17 protein-coding genes are annotated in these 16,565 nt (G+C 38.2%); 7 read left to right on the top strand and 10 right to left on the bottom strand.

Annotated elements, in window-relative coordinates:
• Positions 1-1,122, top strand: a complete 1,122-nt coding sequence (locus tag AC4G3L_RS14485) for a Ger(x)C family spore germination protein (protein WP_491077683.1) — start codon at positions 1-3, stop codon at positions 1,120-1,122.
• 31 nt (positions 1,123-1,153) lie between these two features.
• On the top strand, positions 1,154-1,939 hold the full coding sequence (locus AC4G3L_RS14480) for a potassium channel family protein (RefSeq protein ID WP_491077682.1): 786 nt from the start codon (positions 1,154-1,156) through the stop codon (positions 1,937-1,939).
• A 1-nt stretch (position 1,940) separates the two neighbouring features.
• On the opposite strand, the gene AC4G3L_RS14475 is transcribed toward AC4G3L_RS14480, so the two are convergent.
• The 3 genes from AC4G3L_RS14475 to AC4G3L_RS14465 all read right to left on the bottom strand — a co-directional run bounded on the left by AC4G3L_RS14475 (position 1,941) and on the right by AC4G3L_RS14465 (position 5,186).
• Positions 1,941-2,363, bottom strand: a complete 423-nt coding sequence (locus AC4G3L_RS14475; protein ID WP_491077681.1) for a YugN family protein — start codon at positions 2,361-2,363, stop codon at positions 1,941-1,943.
• A 161-nt stretch (positions 2,364-2,524) separates the two neighbouring features.
• Entirely contained in the window at positions 2,525-3,877 is a 1,353-nt protein-coding gene (locus AC4G3L_RS14470; RefSeq protein ID WP_491077680.1) for a glucose-6-phosphate isomerase, read from the bottom strand.
• A 145-nt stretch (positions 3,878-4,022) separates the two neighbouring features.
• Positions 4,023-5,186 (bottom strand): iron-containing alcohol dehydrogenase, encoded by a 1,164-nt coding sequence (locus tag AC4G3L_RS14465; RefSeq protein ID WP_491077679.1) that lies wholly within the window; start codon positions 5,184-5,186, stop codon positions 4,023-4,025.
• Positions 5,187-5,328: 142 nt separating this feature from the next.
• On the opposite strand from AC4G3L_RS14465, the gene AC4G3L_RS14460 reads away from it, so the two are divergent.
• Positions 5,329-5,571, top strand: coding sequence for a DUF378 domain-containing protein (locus tag AC4G3L_RS14460; protein ID WP_491077678.1), 243 nt, complete (start codon positions 5,329-5,331; stop codon positions 5,569-5,571).
• A 46-nt stretch (positions 5,572-5,617) separates the two neighbouring features.
• Here AC4G3L_RS14460 and AC4G3L_RS14455 read toward each other — a convergent pair whose 3' ends face one another.
• Both AC4G3L_RS14455 and yugI read right to left on the bottom strand, forming a co-directional pair.
• Positions 5,618-6,820, bottom strand: a complete 1,203-nt coding sequence (locus AC4G3L_RS14455; RefSeq protein ID WP_491077677.1) for an ornithine--oxo-acid transaminase — start codon at positions 6,818-6,820, stop codon at positions 5,618-5,620.
• A 205-nt stretch (positions 6,821-7,025) separates the two neighbouring features.
• Entirely contained in the window at positions 7,026-7,430 is a 405-nt protein-coding gene (yugI, locus tag AC4G3L_RS14450; protein ID WP_491077676.1) for a S1 domain-containing post-transcriptional regulator GSP13, read from the bottom strand.
• A 244-nt stretch (positions 7,431-7,674) separates the two neighbouring features.
• On the opposite strand from yugI, the gene AC4G3L_RS14445 reads away from it, so the two are divergent.
• Together AC4G3L_RS14445 and AC4G3L_RS14440 are read left to right on the top strand one after the other, a co-directional pair.
• Entirely contained in the window at positions 7,675-9,021 is a 1,347-nt protein-coding gene (locus AC4G3L_RS14445; protein ID WP_491077675.1) for a sodium-dependent transporter, read from the top strand.
• 44 nt (positions 9,022-9,065) lie between these two features.
• The gene (locus tag AC4G3L_RS14440; protein WP_491077674.1) at positions 9,066-9,413 is read left to right on the top strand and encodes a helix-turn-helix domain-containing protein; all 348 of its coding nucleotides are present in this window, start codon (positions 9,066-9,068) and stop codon (positions 9,411-9,413) included.
• A 971-nt stretch (positions 9,414-10,384) separates the two neighbouring features.
• On the opposite strand, the gene AC4G3L_RS14435 is transcribed toward AC4G3L_RS14440, so the two are convergent.
• Positions 10,385-11,551 (bottom strand): aminotransferase, encoded by a 1,167-nt coding sequence (locus tag AC4G3L_RS14435; protein WP_491077673.1) that lies wholly within the window; start codon positions 11,549-11,551, stop codon positions 10,385-10,387.
• Positions 11,548-12,048, bottom strand: a complete 501-nt coding sequence (locus tag AC4G3L_RS14430; protein WP_491077672.1) for an Lrp/AsnC family transcriptional regulator — start codon at positions 12,046-12,048, stop codon at positions 11,548-11,550. The genes AC4G3L_RS14435 and AC4G3L_RS14430 overlap by 4 nt, the downstream gene beginning before the upstream one ends.
• Before the next feature lie 220 nt (positions 12,049-12,268).
• Here AC4G3L_RS14430 and AC4G3L_RS14425 point away from each other — a divergent pair, with 220 nt between their 5' ends.
• Complete coding sequence (locus AC4G3L_RS14425; protein WP_491077671.1) at positions 12,269-13,438, top strand: MalY/PatB family protein; 1,170 nt, start codon at positions 12,269-12,271, stop codon at positions 13,436-13,438.
• Positions 13,439-13,551: 113 nt separating this feature from the next.
• Here AC4G3L_RS14425 and AC4G3L_RS14420 read toward each other — a convergent pair whose 3' ends face one another.
• On the bottom strand, positions 13,552-13,755 hold the full coding sequence (locus AC4G3L_RS14420; RefSeq protein ID WP_491077670.1) for a hypothetical protein: 204 nt from the start codon (positions 13,753-13,755) through the stop codon (positions 13,552-13,554).
• 164 nt (positions 13,756-13,919) lie between these two features.
• Positions 13,920-14,660 (bottom strand): peptidylprolyl isomerase, encoded by a 741-nt coding sequence (locus tag AC4G3L_RS14415; protein ID WP_491077669.1) that lies wholly within the window; start codon positions 14,658-14,660, stop codon positions 13,920-13,922.
• A 130-nt stretch (positions 14,661-14,790) separates the two neighbouring features.
• On the opposite strand from AC4G3L_RS14415, the gene kapB reads away from it, so the two are divergent.
• A complete protein-coding gene (kapB, locus tag AC4G3L_RS14410; protein WP_491077668.1) occupies positions 14,791-15,177 on the top strand; it encodes a kinase-associated lipoprotein KapB in 387 nt (128 codons plus the stop codon).
• 41 nt (positions 15,178-15,218) lie between these two features.
• On the opposite strand, the gene kapD is transcribed toward kapB, so the two are convergent.
• Entirely contained in the window at positions 15,219-15,839 is a 621-nt protein-coding gene (gene kapD, locus AC4G3L_RS14405) for a 3'-5' exonuclease KapD (RefSeq protein ID WP_491077667.1), read from the bottom strand.
• Positions 15,840-16,565: the final 726 nt, after the last annotated feature.

The following is a 16,565-nucleotide window of genomic DNA, read 5'->3' as shown; positions in this document are numbered from 1 at the left end:
GTGAAACTATTAAAGCTCAGTTTATTAGTATCAATCTTAATCTCAACTACAGGATGCTGGGATCAGAACTTCTTAAGCAAAACTTCCTTGGCATTCAGTTTAGGATTCGATACAACCGATGACCCAGATACAGTAGAAGTTATTTCAATCATTCGTGCATTAAAGCCTTCTGGCGGGGGACAAATAGAACCCTATAATACAAGTTATAAAGTAAGAGGAAAATCTCCATTAATATTAAGGGAAAAAATGAATCAAATTACCCCTGGTGAATTCTCAATTAATAAGTTAAGTAATGTTTTAATTGGAGAAGAGTTAGCAAAAAAAGAGATCTATCCTCTGCTAGATGTGTTATATCGTGATGCTAAGAGTAATGTAAACGCAAAAGTCGTGATCACAAAAGGAAAATCACAAAAAATTTTAAAACCGGAATATATAAAAGGTACTTTAATTAGCAAAGCATTAAGAGATTTACTCAGCAGCGCAGAAGAACATTCCCTCATTCCGGAGCAAACATTGGCAACCATTATGCCCGCCATGTTCGATCCCGGTCAGGATTTTGTCCTTCCCTATATAGAACCAATAAAGGGCGGCCTGATAAGAGTAAGAGGTGTAGCACTTTTTAATAAATTAAGCTATACCGGAAAAAATTTAATTGGAGAGGACTCTTCTTTATACTTATTAATGGTTGGTAAAGAAGGTCCTTATGCTCAATTCACAATCAATGATCCAACATCCGAAAAAGGGTTTGATCAAAAAATTAGTTTTTTTATACGGAAAAGTAACCATAAAATTAAATTAAAAATTATAGACTCTAAACCAGTATATACGGTTTCCTTAAAGCTCAAGGTTTCTGTATCCGAATATACGAAGGGCTTGATTTCACGGTTTGAAAAAACAACTCTCGAAAAGCACATGACTGAAAACTTGACTAAGCAAGCACAAAAAGTAACCAATCTGTTAGTACAGAGCAATTGCGATGCACTGGCGCTTGGTCGCAAATTGATGATTGAAGATCCAAATCTATTTAAGGAATATAAAAAGAACGAAATGTTAGATTTGAAAAGAGTAGAAATTAATCCAACTGTTAAAGTGGAAATTGTTGATAATGGGATTTTAGATTGAATACAGATTTCTGATAAGAGCGAGGATGAGTATGAATACAGCTCAATATATTTTTAATAAACTTCATTTAGTTGCTCGCCTGATTATTATTATCGTTGGTATTATTCTTGTCTATGGTATTCTAATGCATTTAATTGAGCCTGCTACATTTCCCAATATCGGGGAGGGGATATGGTTTACCATTGAATCGATTACAACTGTAGGATATGGAGAAATCGTACCTAAGACTCTTCTAGGCAGATTAGCTGCCAGTACATTGATTTTAATTGGGGCTGCATTTGTTTCTTACTATTACGCCTCTATGTCATCCTATGTGATTAAGCGTCAGACAGCCCTGCAGCTCGGTTCTGCCATCTATACAAAAAAGAAGCATATCATAATAGTGGGTTGGAATGAATGTACGAAAATGCTAATTGATACATGGCACAATAAGAACCCGCGTCGAAATATAGTTATAATAGATGAGACTTTGGAATCTCATCCGTTGCCTGAAACTCATATATTCTTTTTGAAAAATGATAGTACAAATGAACAGACGTGGATTCATGCAAATGTAACTGAGAGTGAATTTATCATTTTAACAGCAGATCGCTCGAAATCTGAACGTGCATCTGATTTGCATGTCATAGCTTCTTTACTCTGCATTAAAGGCCTATATCCAGAAGCTACATGTATCTGCGAAATAATGGCTCCCTTTCAAATGAACAATGCCAAACGAGCTGGCGCAGACCATATTATTGCGACTAACTCGATTATAAGCCATTCTATTATTGAAGCAGTAAATCAGGAGCCTTCTATCCAGGATAAATTTATTTAGTTTACTCATATCCCAACACGGCAATTTCGGCCTCATTTACTAAGGCTTTTCCTAAATCAATATATCTTTCCAGGCTAGAATCCCCTAATGCATCCTCTGAAGAATCATAAGTGTTGTCGGAGTTGCATTCTTCCGCCTGTGAATACTGTTTCATAAAAAAGTTCGCTCCGGTCTTGGCTTCATAGGATAATAAAAATGGGGTCCCAAAGCGGATAACTCCATTTTTATCTTCTATGGAGCCCTTAAAAGTGGTAAAGGGAATTCTGATATAATTTGATTTATTTCCGCTATCCATTAAATAATCAAAGTACCCATGCTGATAATCCCAATTCCCGCCAACAATGAACCCTTGGCTGCCAAGCTGATGATGGGCATACACATAATTTGTCATAGTATTTGTAAGACGTGATGGAATTTCAATCATGCTTTTCCCTTCCTTCCATTAGATGATCCTTTATTATCATCCGCTTAATGAAGGAAAGGTATGTCTGGTATTGGCCGCCTTCAACACCTAATATTCTCACTTATGGTACATACAAAAAATACCCGGTCCATTTACCGGGTATTTTTTGCACAAACATATTGTTAAGAATTTAATCGTTTTTCAAGTTCAGCTTTCTTTTCTTCAAAGCCTGCTTTGCCAAGTAGAGCAAACATATTCACTTTATATGCTTCGACACCGGGTTGATCAAAAGGATTTACCCCCATTAAATAGCAGCTCATTGCGCATGCTTTTTCGAAGAAGTAAACCATGTAACCAAATGTATATTCATCAAGTGCCGGAATGCTCACAACCAAGTTCGGAACTCCGCCATCTGTATGAGCCAATAATGTACCCTCAAATGCCTTATTATTCACGAAATCTACTGTTTGTCCAGCTAAATAATTGAGGTTGTCCAAATCATTTGCTGCCTCTTCAAGAACTAATTCATGGCGTGGCTTTTCTACTTTAATAACTGTTTCAAACAGATCTCTGCGACCTTCCTGTACGTATTGTCCTAATGAGTGAAGATCAGTTGAGAAGTTCGCAGAAGATGGATAAACTCCTTTTTGATCTTTACCTTCACTTTCACCAAAGAGTTGTTTCCACCACTCGGAGAAATACTGTAAGGATGGCTCATAGTTAATCAACATCTCAATGGTTTTCCCTTTACGATAAAGAAGATTACGAACAACTGCATATTGATACGCCTCATTGTTCTCTAATTCAGATTCAGAATAATCTTGCTCAGCTGCGGCTGCACCTTTCATAATAGCATCGATATCCGCTCCGCTTGCAGCAATTGGCAGCAATCCAACAGCTGTAAGAACAGAATAACGTCCGCCTACATCATCAGGAATGACAAATGTTTCGAAGCCTTCTTCATCAGCAACTGTTTTTAAAGCCCCTCTAGCTTTATCTGTAGTTGCATAAATGCGGCTCTTTGCTGCTTCTGCTCCATATTTTTCTTCCAATAGCTTGCGGAAAATACGGAATGCAATCGCTGGCTCAGTAGTTGTACCTGATTTAGATATAACATTAATCGAGAAATCTTTTCCTTCAAGAAGATCTATTAAATCACGCATATATGTAGAACTGATATTATTACCTGCAAAAATGATTTGTGGAGCTTTACGTTTTTCACTAGGCAGGATATTATAAAAGCTATGTTGAAGCATTTCAATTGCCGCTCTTGCTCCAAGATAAGACCCGCCAATCCCAATAACCAATAAAACATCAGAATCGTTTTTAATCTTTTCTGCTGCTTTCTTTATACGTGCAAACTCTTCTTTATCATAATCAGAAGGCAAAGATAACCATCCAAGATAATCATTACCGGCTCCTGTTTTTTCATGAATCGTATGATGCAGTTGCTTTACAGTATCCTTCATATAAGACACTTCATGCTCTTGGAAAAATTCTAGCGCTTTTGAATAATCAAATTTAATATGAGTCATTTTTTGTCCTCCATTCAGTTTCCTCATTCTCACTTTACAGAATCCGAAAATGATAATCAAGTTGCGACTAATACCTTCATCTTTTTCAAGCGATTACATTTCGTAAAATTAAGAAAAAGGTCTTACAGGAAGACCTTTTCTCAAACTATAAAGATGCTTTGAGAATAGATAGTACATCCTCTTTGTTAAGCTTCTTAAAGTTTCCGAATTCACCGTTCACCATCGCTTTGTCTGCAATGATCTCTAGTTGCGAATCATCTATATCATAGTCAGCTAACCTTGATGGAGCGCCAATCCCTGTCCAAAAGTCACTGATATTTCGTATACAATCTTTAGCGATATCTTCTTTTGATTTACCAGCGGGATCTACATCGAATACCTCTACTCCCAATCTGACCAACTTATCGAGATCTTCATGCATACAATGCCTCATCCAGTTAGGGAATAAAATAGCCAATCCCCCGGCATGAGGAATATCATAAACAGCTGACACTGCATGTTCGATATTATGTGTTGCCCAATCGCCGCGGATTCCCATACTTAGTGTTCCATTAAGGGCAACTGTTCCACAATAAAGAATAGTTTCCCTATATTGGTAATCATCTAAATTATTTAACAATTTGGGAGCTGTTTCTTTAACTGTTTTTAATACGGATTCACACATTCTATCTTGTAATGGTGTATTATCCGTGTGATTAAAATAAGTTTCTAAAACATGTGACATCATATCAACAATTCCATAGATAGTCTGATCCCGAGGAACCGTAAAAGTATTGACCGGATCAAGGATAGAAAATTGTGGATATGTATACGGCGATCCCCATCCATGCTTTTCCTGTGTTTCCCAATTTGTAATCACACTGCCTGAATTCATCTCAGAACCTGTAGCAGCAAGCGTTAAAATCGTACCAAATGGCATAGCAGCTTTTACCTTAGCTTTCTTAGTCACTAAATCCCATGGATCTCCATCATACATAACCCCTGCTGCAATCGCTTTGGTACAATCAATTACACTTCCACCGCCAATGGCTAAAAGGAAATCAATTTCATTCTCTCTGCACAAGTCGATCCCTTTGCGCACCGTTGAAATACGTGGATTAGGTTCCACACCGGATAATTCATGAAAGGTTATATCTCCTTTCTGCATTTGATCAATGACACGGTTATATAAACCATTTCTCTTGATGCTTCCTCCCCCGTATACTAACAAAACATTTTTGACATCAGCAGGTAAAAGATGATTTAATTCCTCGACTGTATCTTTACCAAACACTAAATTTGTAGGATTTTTATATGTAAAATTTTGCATACCTATCCCTCCTTCTTATTATTCCGTTTACTATATCCTTAATTCCTTTAATTCCATTATTAAAAACCTATATTCATGTATAAAATTTTCTTTTTTACCCACTCTATTAAAAGAACCATGTTTTTTTGAAGGAGGAAATGAAATGAGTGGTATACAACGTACTGCACTTGTTTTGACAATAATAGGTGCAATTAACTGGGGACTTATTGGATTTTTCCAATTTGATCTGGTTGCAACTGTCTTTGGAGGCGGAAGTCAGGCCGGTGGTTTCGCACGTGTTATTTATGCACTTGTTGGAATTGCAGGCCTTGTCAATCTTGGATTATTGTTTAAGCCAAACGAGGAAATAAGCAGCCAGGAACAACCAAATCCATCAAAATCCTAATATCTATCGAATAGGCCCATCCCTTTGCTAGGATGGGCTTATTCATTTAAACAGACAATACCTTCTTAATTTTTGAAATAGCCCAATTAAGTTCTTCTTTCGTAATGATAAGTGGTGGGGCAAAACGGATAACATTATCATGAGTTTCCTTACATAATAAGCCTTCATCCTTTAATCGTTCACAATATGGGCGTGCTGCTTCCGTTAATTCCATACCAATAAATAAACCACGGCCTCTGATTTCTTTTATAATAGGATTTTCAATCTTTCTTAATTCTTCACTCAGATAAGCTCCCAGCTGTTCGGATTTTACAGCCAAATTCTCTTCAACTAACACATCAATAGCCTCCATTGATACCGCGCAGGCTAATGGATTACCGCCAAAAGTAGATCCATGGGATCCCGGATTAAAAACATCAAGAACATCATGATTAGCCAGAATACAGGAAATTGGGAATACTCCACCACCAAGGGCCTTACCTAAAATATAAATATCAGGAACCACATCCTCCCAATCACAGGCAAACATTCTGCCCGTTCTGCAAAGTCCAACCTGAATTTCATCTGCAATAAATAAAACATCATTAACCTTACATACATCATACGCTTCCTTAAGGAACCCTTCAGAAGGTATATTAATTCCTGCTTCACCTTGGATTGGCTCAATCAAAAAGCCTGCTGTATTGGGCGTAATCGCTTCCTTTAAAGCTTCTATATCGCCAAATGGGATAAGCTTAATGCCTGGTAGCATAGGACCAAAACCTCGTTTATATTCCTCATCAGAAGAAAGAGAAACAGCAAGCATCGTTCTGCCATGAAAGTTCCCTGTGCAGGCAATAAATTCTGCCTTGTCCTTCTCCACTCCTTTTACGTCATAGGCCCATCTTCTTGCAGCTTTAAAAGCTGTTTCGACCGCTTCAGCCCCCGTATTCATAGGAAGAGCTTTATCTTTTTTTGCCAGCTTGCATATTTTTTCATACCACGGACCGAGCTGATCATTATGAAACGCTCTCGAAGTCAGGGTCACTCGATCGGCTTGCTCCTTTAAAGCCTGAATAATTCTTGGATGACAATGCCCCTGGTTAACAGCCGAATAGGCACTCAGCATATCCATATAGCGATTCCCTTCAGGATCCTTCACCCATACACCCCGAGCTTCGGATATCACAATCGGCAATGGGAAATAGTTTCTTGCACCAAACTGTTCTGTTTGTTCAATCACTCCGTTTGATATCGTAGCCTTTGTCATGAATTGCCCTCCTATCTCAAGTTTCACGCTGGTAAAAGGAATCATTCGATCCGACTAAAAGATATTTAACTGAAAATTAAATCTTATTTTTATTATCCAATACTTCTTGTACAATTGGAATCAATAACATGATTTAGAAAAAAAACTGCCCTGATTACATTAAAAAAAGTAATCAGGGCAGTTTTCTGCAAGTTAGATTATTTACTTATTTTTTAATAAGATCTTCGCGTTTGGATTGTTCAATCCATTCTTCCAACTTATCTTTAAGTGTATTGAATCCTTGTGGTGTTTCAGCAGGTGGAATTTTAACTGAACTTTGAGCTGGTTTTTTCTTAGGTTTACGAGTTTCTTGTTTAACTGCAGGCGGCTCTTCTGTTGCACGAATGGATAAAGCAATCTTTCCAGCTTCTTCATTAACAGAAAGAACTTTCACTTGTACTTCGTCACCTAATTTTAATTGGTCATTAATATCTTTAACAAAACCATACGTGATTTCAGAAATATGAACGAGTCCTTGTGTATTTTCGTCTAAAGCAACAAATGCTCCATAAGGCTGAATGCCGGTTACTTTACCTGTAAGAATTTGACCTACTTCATATTTTGTAGTCATATAAAACACTCCTATAAATGTATTTACTTTTTCGTCTATATACGCAATTAAAAATTATAGCATAATGTTGTTCCATTATCAAAAATGACCTGCGTCATTCTTCTTGTTCCCCCTTTGTTTAAAAATAAACAACATTCACGAATGGAATAAATTACTTGCACACTGAGATTAAATATTCTGGCAATTCATTCTCTATAATGCTACTATAATACGATTAATAAGATTACAAACTAAGAGGTGCTACATGCAAAAACATGAACAATGGTCATCAAAAATTGGTTTTATCTTAGCTGCTGCGGGTTCAGCAATTGGACTGGGTGCCATATGGAAATTCCCGTACATGACAGGAACGAATGGCGGCGCAGCCTTCTTTCTTGTATTTATTGCGTTTACCCTTTTTATCGGCGCCCCCATTTTAATCGCTGAATTTATCATCGGTCGAAATACACAAAAAGATGCGGTCAATGCGTATAAAAGTATTGCCCCCCACACAAAATGGGCAGCACTGGGTTGGATTGGTGTAATCGCCTCCGTCTTGTTGCTATCCTTTTACAGTGTAGTTGGGGGCTGGATCTTATCCTATCTCAGCAGAGGTATACTCGGCCAGATTACCGGGATTGCCGGCAATAATTACGAATTATTATTTAACACCATTATTGAAAATCCTTTTGAATCTATTATTTCACAGTTCCTATTCATGCTATTGACTATATGGGTTGTCCGTGGAGGAATCAAAAAAGGGATTGAACGGGCAAGTAAATACATGATGCCAGCATTATTTATTTTATTTATTATATTGGCCGTTCGATCGTTAACTCTGGATGGAGCTATGGAAGGTGTTAGATTTTTCTTGCAACCGGACTTCAGTAAAATTACTAGTGACTCTATATTGCTGGCACTGGGACAGGCCTTTTTTGCATTGAGTGTGGGATTGTCCGTCATGGTCACTTACGCTTCCTATTTACCAAAGAATGAGAATCTAATGAAATCTGGTTTATCAGTTGTGGGCTTGAATATCCTAATCTCCCTATTGGCAGGACTTGTGATCTTCCCGGCTGTATTTGCTTTGGGATATGATCCCGCCTCAGGTCCTGGGCTTGTTTTTGTTATTTTGCCAGCTGTCTTTAATGAGTTAGCTTTTGGTGGACTATTCTTGACCATCTTTATGATTTTATTGTTATTTGCTACTCTTACTTCTGCCTTTTCCATATTAGAAATTATTGTGGCAGTTATCTCAAAAGAGAATCCTGAGAAACGGAAATCATCCGCATGGTTAGCCGGAATCATTACCTTCCTGGTTGGTATTCCAAGCGCTTTATCCTATGGCGTCTTAAAGGATGTTCATATTGCAGGTAAAACATTCTTTGATCTAGCTGATTATATTGTTTCAAACCTTGCCCTGCCACTAGGTTCTATATTTATCTCAATATTTGTCGGATACGCGATGGATAAAAATGTAGTCAGAAAAGAATTAGAAAGTGGATCGAAACTGAAAAGCTGGATGTTTAATGGTTGGTATATAATCATCCGTTACGTGTGTCCGGTAGCAATTTTATTAGTCTTCTTAAACTCTATTGGAATTATAAGGTAAGGTGGTAGAATATAGATAGGATGATTATTTAGGAGGGATTGATGATGTCTACAGTTGGCGAGAATATTCGTAAGTACAGGATTGATAAAGGAATGAGTGTAGAAGAGCTGGCTTTACGCTCCAGAATGGGCACTCACAAGCTTGAACAATATGAAGGAAATGAATTGACTCCAAGCCTCCAAGTACTCTTGACTATTTCGACCGCATTGGATTGTCCTGCCTCTGTTCTGATGGAGCATTCCAATTCAACCGGTCCAAGCCAACTCGACCCTGAACTCCAGGAACTAATCGATACCATGGGACAAACACGTGCAAAATTAATTCTAAAGAAAACCCAAAACATCACAGAAGCCGAATTCCTAAAGATAATAGAAACACAAACAAAAGGCTGAAGGGCCTTGCTCAGGAGCGAGGAGCATAAGACAGAGGCTCGAAGGGGATGTTTTCCCCCGCAGAGGCTATGCTTATGTCCTGAGCTCCTAGGCCCTGAAGCTGGATTAATTAAAAAGCTGAAACGGCTCTATTAAGGAACGAAGACTAAATTCGCCACGTCCTGTGGCAACGTCTTCATGACCTACTTCCTGTAGGCCCGCGAGGAGCATAAGACGAAGACTCGAAGGGAGGGTTAATTAAGGAGCAAAGACTACAAACGCCACATCGTGTGGCAACGTCTTTGTGACCTACATCCTGTAGGCCTCCGTAGAGTATTTGCTTATGACTCGAGCTCCTAGGAGCCGAAGCTGGATTAGTTAAAAGGCTGAAACGGCTCAATTAAGGAACGAAGACTAAATTCGCCACGTCCTGTGGCAACGTCTTCATGACCTACTTCCTGTAGGCCCGCGAGGAGCATAAGACAGAGGCTCGAAGGGGATGTTTTCCCCCCGCAGTGGCTTTACTTATGTCCAGAGCTTCTAGCCGTTGAAGCTGGATTAGTTAAAAAGCTGAAACGGCTCAATTAAGGAACGAATTAAAAATCAAAGACTAAGGACGCTACATAATGTAGCGTCCTTAGTCTTTATTAACAACATCTTATTTCCTAAGACAAGCATAAAAGAAATTGTTAGCTACTCATCAAAGATGTCTACTTACTTAATATCAGCTGGAACTAATTAAATAAATACGATTCGCTGGATTATTGTAGAGTTTGGCTGGATTAATGTGAATTACGGCTCAATTCCTGCTTGATCCGGCTGGATTCTTGCCCAACCTGGCTCTATTATTATCCTCTCATTATGACTTGAAAATTTTTTGCCTATGGGTAAGTAGGGTAATGACAAAATGATTAAAGCCTCCCCTGCATCCGATTTTATCTATCGAATGAGGGAAGGCCTTTTTTTAGCTTATATGGATTTCACAAGGTAACTTATGAATGAGTGCTTATAAATCTATCCATCCTGGTTACAGCTTCACGCAACTGATCGATTGATGTAGCGTAAGAGCAGCGAATATGCCCCTCCCCGCCCGCACCAAATACACTGCCTGGTACGACGGCAACCCTTTCCTCAATTAACAGTTTTTCTGCAAACTCATCAGAGCTCATACCAGTTGATTCAATGGAAGGAAAGGCGTAAAAGGCTCCACCCGGTGTATGGCATTTGAGACCAATCTCATTGAACGAACTGACGATATAATTTCTTCTGTGATGATAGCTCCTACGCATTTCTTCAACATATCCTGTTCCATATCGCAAAGCCTCCAGAGCTGCATACTGGGCTGATGTGGGTGCACACATAATAGCGTATTGATGTATTTTAAGCATAGCTTCAGAAATCTCTTCATTTGCACATACAAAACCAAGACGCCAGCCTGTCATGGCAAACCCTTTTGAAAATCCTGATATTAAAATGGTCCGATTCTTCATTCCTTTAATAGCAGCAAAGCTTGTATATTCTTCATCATAAACAAGCTCTGCATAGATTTCATCGGAAATAACGAGAATATCATGTTTAATGGCAATTTCAGCTAATGCTTTCAAATCATTCTTCGATAATTGTGTTCCTGTTGGATTATTTGGTGAACAGATCATGATTGCTTTAGTGTTTGGCGTAATGGCTGCTTCCAATTGTTCAGGTAACGGCTTAAAATCGGATTCTTTTGTTGTTCCAACTGTTACAACCTTACCACCCGCCATTGTCACTAATGGAGCATATGAGACGAAACAAGGTTCGACGACAATGACTTCCTCTCCAGGGTTGATAATAGCCCTTAATGCAATATCAATTGCTTGGCTTGCACCGACTGTTACAATAATTTGGCTCTCTGGTGAATACTCCACGTTAAACCGTCTGCTCATATAGGATGCAATTTCTTCACGTAAATCCAATAATCCTGCATTGGCTGTATAAGAAGTATACCCTTCCTCCATCGAGAGGATAGCAGCCTCTCTATATCGCCAAGGCGTAACAAAATCCGGCTCTCCCACACCTAGCGAAACGATTCCTTCAATACCTGCTGCCAAATCAAAAAATTTACGTATCCCCGATGGCTTCATTTCTCGTGCTGTATCAGATAGATAACTCGTTTTAATCATGGAGTTATCACGATCCTTTTATCCTCATCCTGTGGTAAAAATACAGTTCCGTCATGTTTATACTTTTTAAGGATAAAATGAGTCGTTGTAGAAATAACTGAATCCAGAGTCGACAATTTATCTGATACAAAGCGAGCGACCTCATTCATTGATTTGCCTTCTACAACTACAGACAAGTCATAAGCCCCCGACATTAAATAGACGGATGAAACTTCTTCGTAACGGTAAATTCTTTTAGCTGTCTCGTCAAAGCCAACACCTCTTTTAGGGGTTACTTTCACATCAATCATGGCTGTAACTCCTTCATGGTTTTTAACCTTAGACCAATCGATCAGAGCAGCATATCCGACGATAATAGAAGAATCTTTCAGTTTTTTTACTGCTTGCTCGACTTCCTCTTTAGACATGGCTGTCATTTTCGCTATATCATCCAGAGAGATTCTGGCGTTTTCTTCAAGAATATTTAAGATTTCAAGTTCCTTATTAGTAAGGTTCAAAACCTCACCTCCATATGTTGTTAGTTAGAAATATCTGAAAATTTAAATTAAACTTTTTACATTATAACACTTATTTTCTATCTATGAATATATAATCAATGATTTTCTCCTATGGAACACTGTTAATTTGCGCAAACCGTCTTTTTATAAGTACTGAGCTAACTGACAGACTATAGATATATGATAAAATAAGAGCATCTTACTTAAGGCGGGTGAAAACATGAGCGTTATATCAAATACAGAAACTGTTCTGAATCGCAAAGGAACAGGATCAATAAAATGGGATTATGTGGATTCATTATTTTCAGGAAGTGACCTCTTGCCGATGTGGGTGGCAGATATGGACTGGGCTTCACCTGCTCAAATACAGGAGGCTTTGCTTACCCGTATTCAGCACCCTGTTTTCGGATATACCTATGCGACTGATTCAGTATTCCAGACTATTATAAATTGGATGGAAGAAAAGCATCATTGGTCCATTAAAAAAGAAAACATTTTCTTCAGCCCGGGGGTAGTTCCATCCTTATCAGCTGCTGTCCGCGCATTTACAGGAGCAGGGGATCAAATAATGATTCAAACACCGGTATATGGACCATTCTATGATGTAGTCAATAAAAATGACCGAATCCTTGTTACCAATAGAATGGGCATTAAAAATGACCGCTTTGAGATCGACTATGAAGACTTTGAAAACAAGCTTCGTGATGGAGTGAAATTATTCATTTTATGCAGTCCGCACAATCCTGGTGGGACTGTTTGGTCAAAGGAAGATGTAACGAAAATGATCAGCCTTTGCCAACATTATCAAGTACCTGTTATTTCTGATGAGATTCATGCAGATTTGGTTCTTTACAGCAACAGACACACACCAGCCGGGACTATTAGCAAAGATGTCATTACGCTTATGGCACCTAGTAAAACCTTTAATATCGCTGGATTGCAAGGTTCACTGGTTATTAGCGAAAACAAAGATTACCTTCGGAAAATGGAGCAGGAATTCCTCAAACAGGGAGTTCATGGTATTAATGTACTGGCGTATACGGCTATGGAAGCCGCCTATAAATATGGTGCTGACTGGCTGAAAGAGACTGTATTAAAAATTGAAGAGAATATTAAAATCCTGACTGATTACGTATCTAAACATTTGCCAAAAATAAATGTCATTGTCCCTCAAGCCTCTTTCCTAGTATGGGTTGATTTACGGGCCATGGGAATATCAGATATTGAAATAACAGAAAGACTCATCCATAAAGGAAAACTGGCGCTTGAACCTGGTACAAAATATGGCCAGGATGGTCAGGGCTTTGTCCGAATGAATATAGGTTGCTCGAAGGAAACTCTTCAGGAGGGTTTGCGCAGATTCCATGAAGCATTCAAAGATCTTCAATAATAAGAAAACAGGCATTTGCTAACCAGGTTGGCAAATGCCTGTTTTCTTATTATGCGATTGACCATGATATGGGATAAAAAACAGCAAACTTTACAAGAAGCACTTCACAGCCATCACTCGATATTTTGCTCTTTTAATTTTTCCTCTAATTCTTTTGCTCTCTGTACCTGCTTACGATTGTAAACAATGATAAAACGCATGGTTAACACCGCAAACAAAGTAAAAATGGCCATCGTTAATCCCGCTGGAATGTATTCTCGTTTATCTTCTGGAAAATATAAGAATAGCCCTATGATAAACGCTAATGGTTGTGACATAGTAAAGACACCCTTTCTAATTTGAAGACATATGAAGGTTACCATATTATAACATAACACAAATCGGAAAGAGTGATATTTGATATGCTACATTTAGACGTTTTCTCCCACACAAAAAACAAGCTGCCCGAATGATACCGGGCAGCTATTTTATAACTTCTTACTTATTTTAAAATATTGATTTTTTCAATCACTACATCATAAACCGGTTTGTCATTAGGACCCACTTTAGTCGTCGCAATGTCATCCACAACATCCATTCCTTCAATAACTTGTCCAAACACAGTATGTCTGTGGTCAAGCCAAGGAGTTCCGCCTATTTCCATATATTTTTCTACTGCTTCTTGCGGATATCCCGCTTGCTCCATTTGACCTTTAAGGTTCGCTTCAACGGCACCTTTTTGAACAATGAAAAATTGGCTGCCATTTGTACCAGGACCGGCATTCGCCATAGACAGAGCCCCACGGAAATTAAATAAATCCATAGAGAATTCATCTTCAAAAGATTTACCCCAAATACTTTCTCCACCCATTCCTGTTCCGGTTGGATCTCCGCCTTGAATCATGAAATCATTTATCACACGGTGAAAAATGATGCCTTCATAGTATCCATTTTCGGCATGAGTCAAAAAGTTTTCTACGGCTTTAGGGGCTTGATCCGGGAATAATTTAATTTGAATGGAACCTTTATTCGTTACCATCTCCACTAATCTTTCATTACCTTGCACTTCTGTAAATTGAGGTAATACTGTCATTTTATCATCGCCTGCTTTCTCTATAATGGTCTGGTCCAGCTTAAGCATCGGTTGCTCACCGGATTGGAAAGTCTTATCTTTGATAAAAAAATTCCAAATCGCTGCACCAAGGAGGATTATTAATAATAGTATCATGGTCTTCCACTTCATTTAAACTACCTCCAATTTTCCACTTTACACGATTCTCAAAAAAAAAGCACCTTTCCGGAAGTCTTTTTCTGGGATTGTCTGGCGGACATCAGTATGATAGAGATAACAAAACTGAATGGGGGTATAAAAAATGATTGAACACCACATAGGCGACAAAGTGACTGCACATTATAAAACAGGAAAATATGTAGGAGAAGTCACAAATATTCGCTCAAATGGATATATTGTGGTTAAAACATTGGCTGTATTAAAACACCCTATGCAAGGTGACCTTCACCACCCAAAACAAACAGAAGTTGATTTTTTTCATGAACGAAAGGCTTTAGCTTACAGGGAACAAACAAACATTCCTGCTAATATGGTAAAACCTTTTACAGAGGATATTCCTGACTATACGAATTCCCTTCGCCATTCACTTGAAATCTTAAAACAGGACTTAAAAAATGATGAATCAAAATGGGCTGAAATGTGCCTGCAATGTTTAGCCAATTTGGAACACGAGTATTTTCCTTTATGACTAATGTAAAAAACCAAATCCCCTGCACTGATTTGGTTTTTTTACGCCAACCCATTGAATAGCTTTGAAAAATCTACGACATCTCCGATTGTTATTGGCTTATAGTGATTCACATATCTCCTGTCCTGCTCCATTAAAGTAAACAATTCGTAAGTCATCCTCGCATCATCCAAGGCTTGGTGCCACACAACATCACCCTTGTCCCCATATTGCTCAACCGCTTTCCGTAAACCAGTCTGATTTCGGTCCCCGAAAAATTTTTTATACACAATTGATACATCTACTTGTTTTCCGGTTAAAGGAAACGCATGGCCTGAGTACTGACAATTTTGCCTCAATACCTTCATGTCCATGTTCCCCCATGTAGCAATCGTTGGATAATCAGGGTAATTTAAATTCTGTAATAATCTTAAAAAATCTTCAAATTCCACTCCACTCTTAAGATCCTCTTCAGTAATCTTCAGAAATTTTCTGCATCTGTTTGTCAAAATCGGAAATGCTCTTGGGATCACGTAGGAACTATATTGATTAACTATCTTTCCCCTCTTTACTTCAATGATTCCATATTCGACGATTTCTGGAAAGAATCCTTTTGGATCGTCTCTTTCCTCAGGCATTGTAAATTCAAAATCTATAAATAAATATGGATCATCCTGATTCAAGACCCATCATCTCCTTAATTTCTTATTAATAACCCAACTTATTTTCCACATTTCCTCTTTTAAGTTGACTTACAGATTGTTAGGAATGTGGAGAATAATTCGTTTTACTATCATTTCACCTGCTGATCCGTCATTAAATGGTTCTCCCTGTCCTATAAACCGTTGGATCATCAGCAGTATCTATAAACTATTCTACTCATGAGCTTGTCTCGTTGATTGGGGGAAAACATATAAACCATCAACATTTAACCGAGTCTATGTCTATCTAAGTTCTCTATAGCAAAGCTCCACTACTAAGCCATTGCATGATATGCGCTTGTCTGTACTTAATTAACGCAGGCAACTACTGTTTTTATGAAGGTCGGCAGTCATGTGAGAGTTCATTCCGTCAAAAATTGTAACGGATGTATATGGGTAAATTATTATTCAGTGGCATATTGGAGAGGAAAGAAGTCCTGTTGTATAAGTACCGCAGATAGGATGCAGACAATGCTTACCGAGGTTGTTATGAATGGCACTGCACGGTCTGCCTACATCAATAAGCTTTAATGTAGAAAATAACATAAAACAGCAGTTAAAGAACAATAATATAATAAGGATAATTTAGTATTGGTATCTGGTAAGACGGCAGTCATTCGTATAGAGTCCATCGCTTTTAAAAAAGGAATTCGTTTTTATCATAATATAGACAGATAACGAAAGAACTGAATGCCATAATCGGTAGGA

The sequence above is a fragment of the Bacillus sp. z33 genome, assembly GCF_058313615.1.
This window is presented reverse-complemented; position numbering and strand designations above follow the sequence as displayed.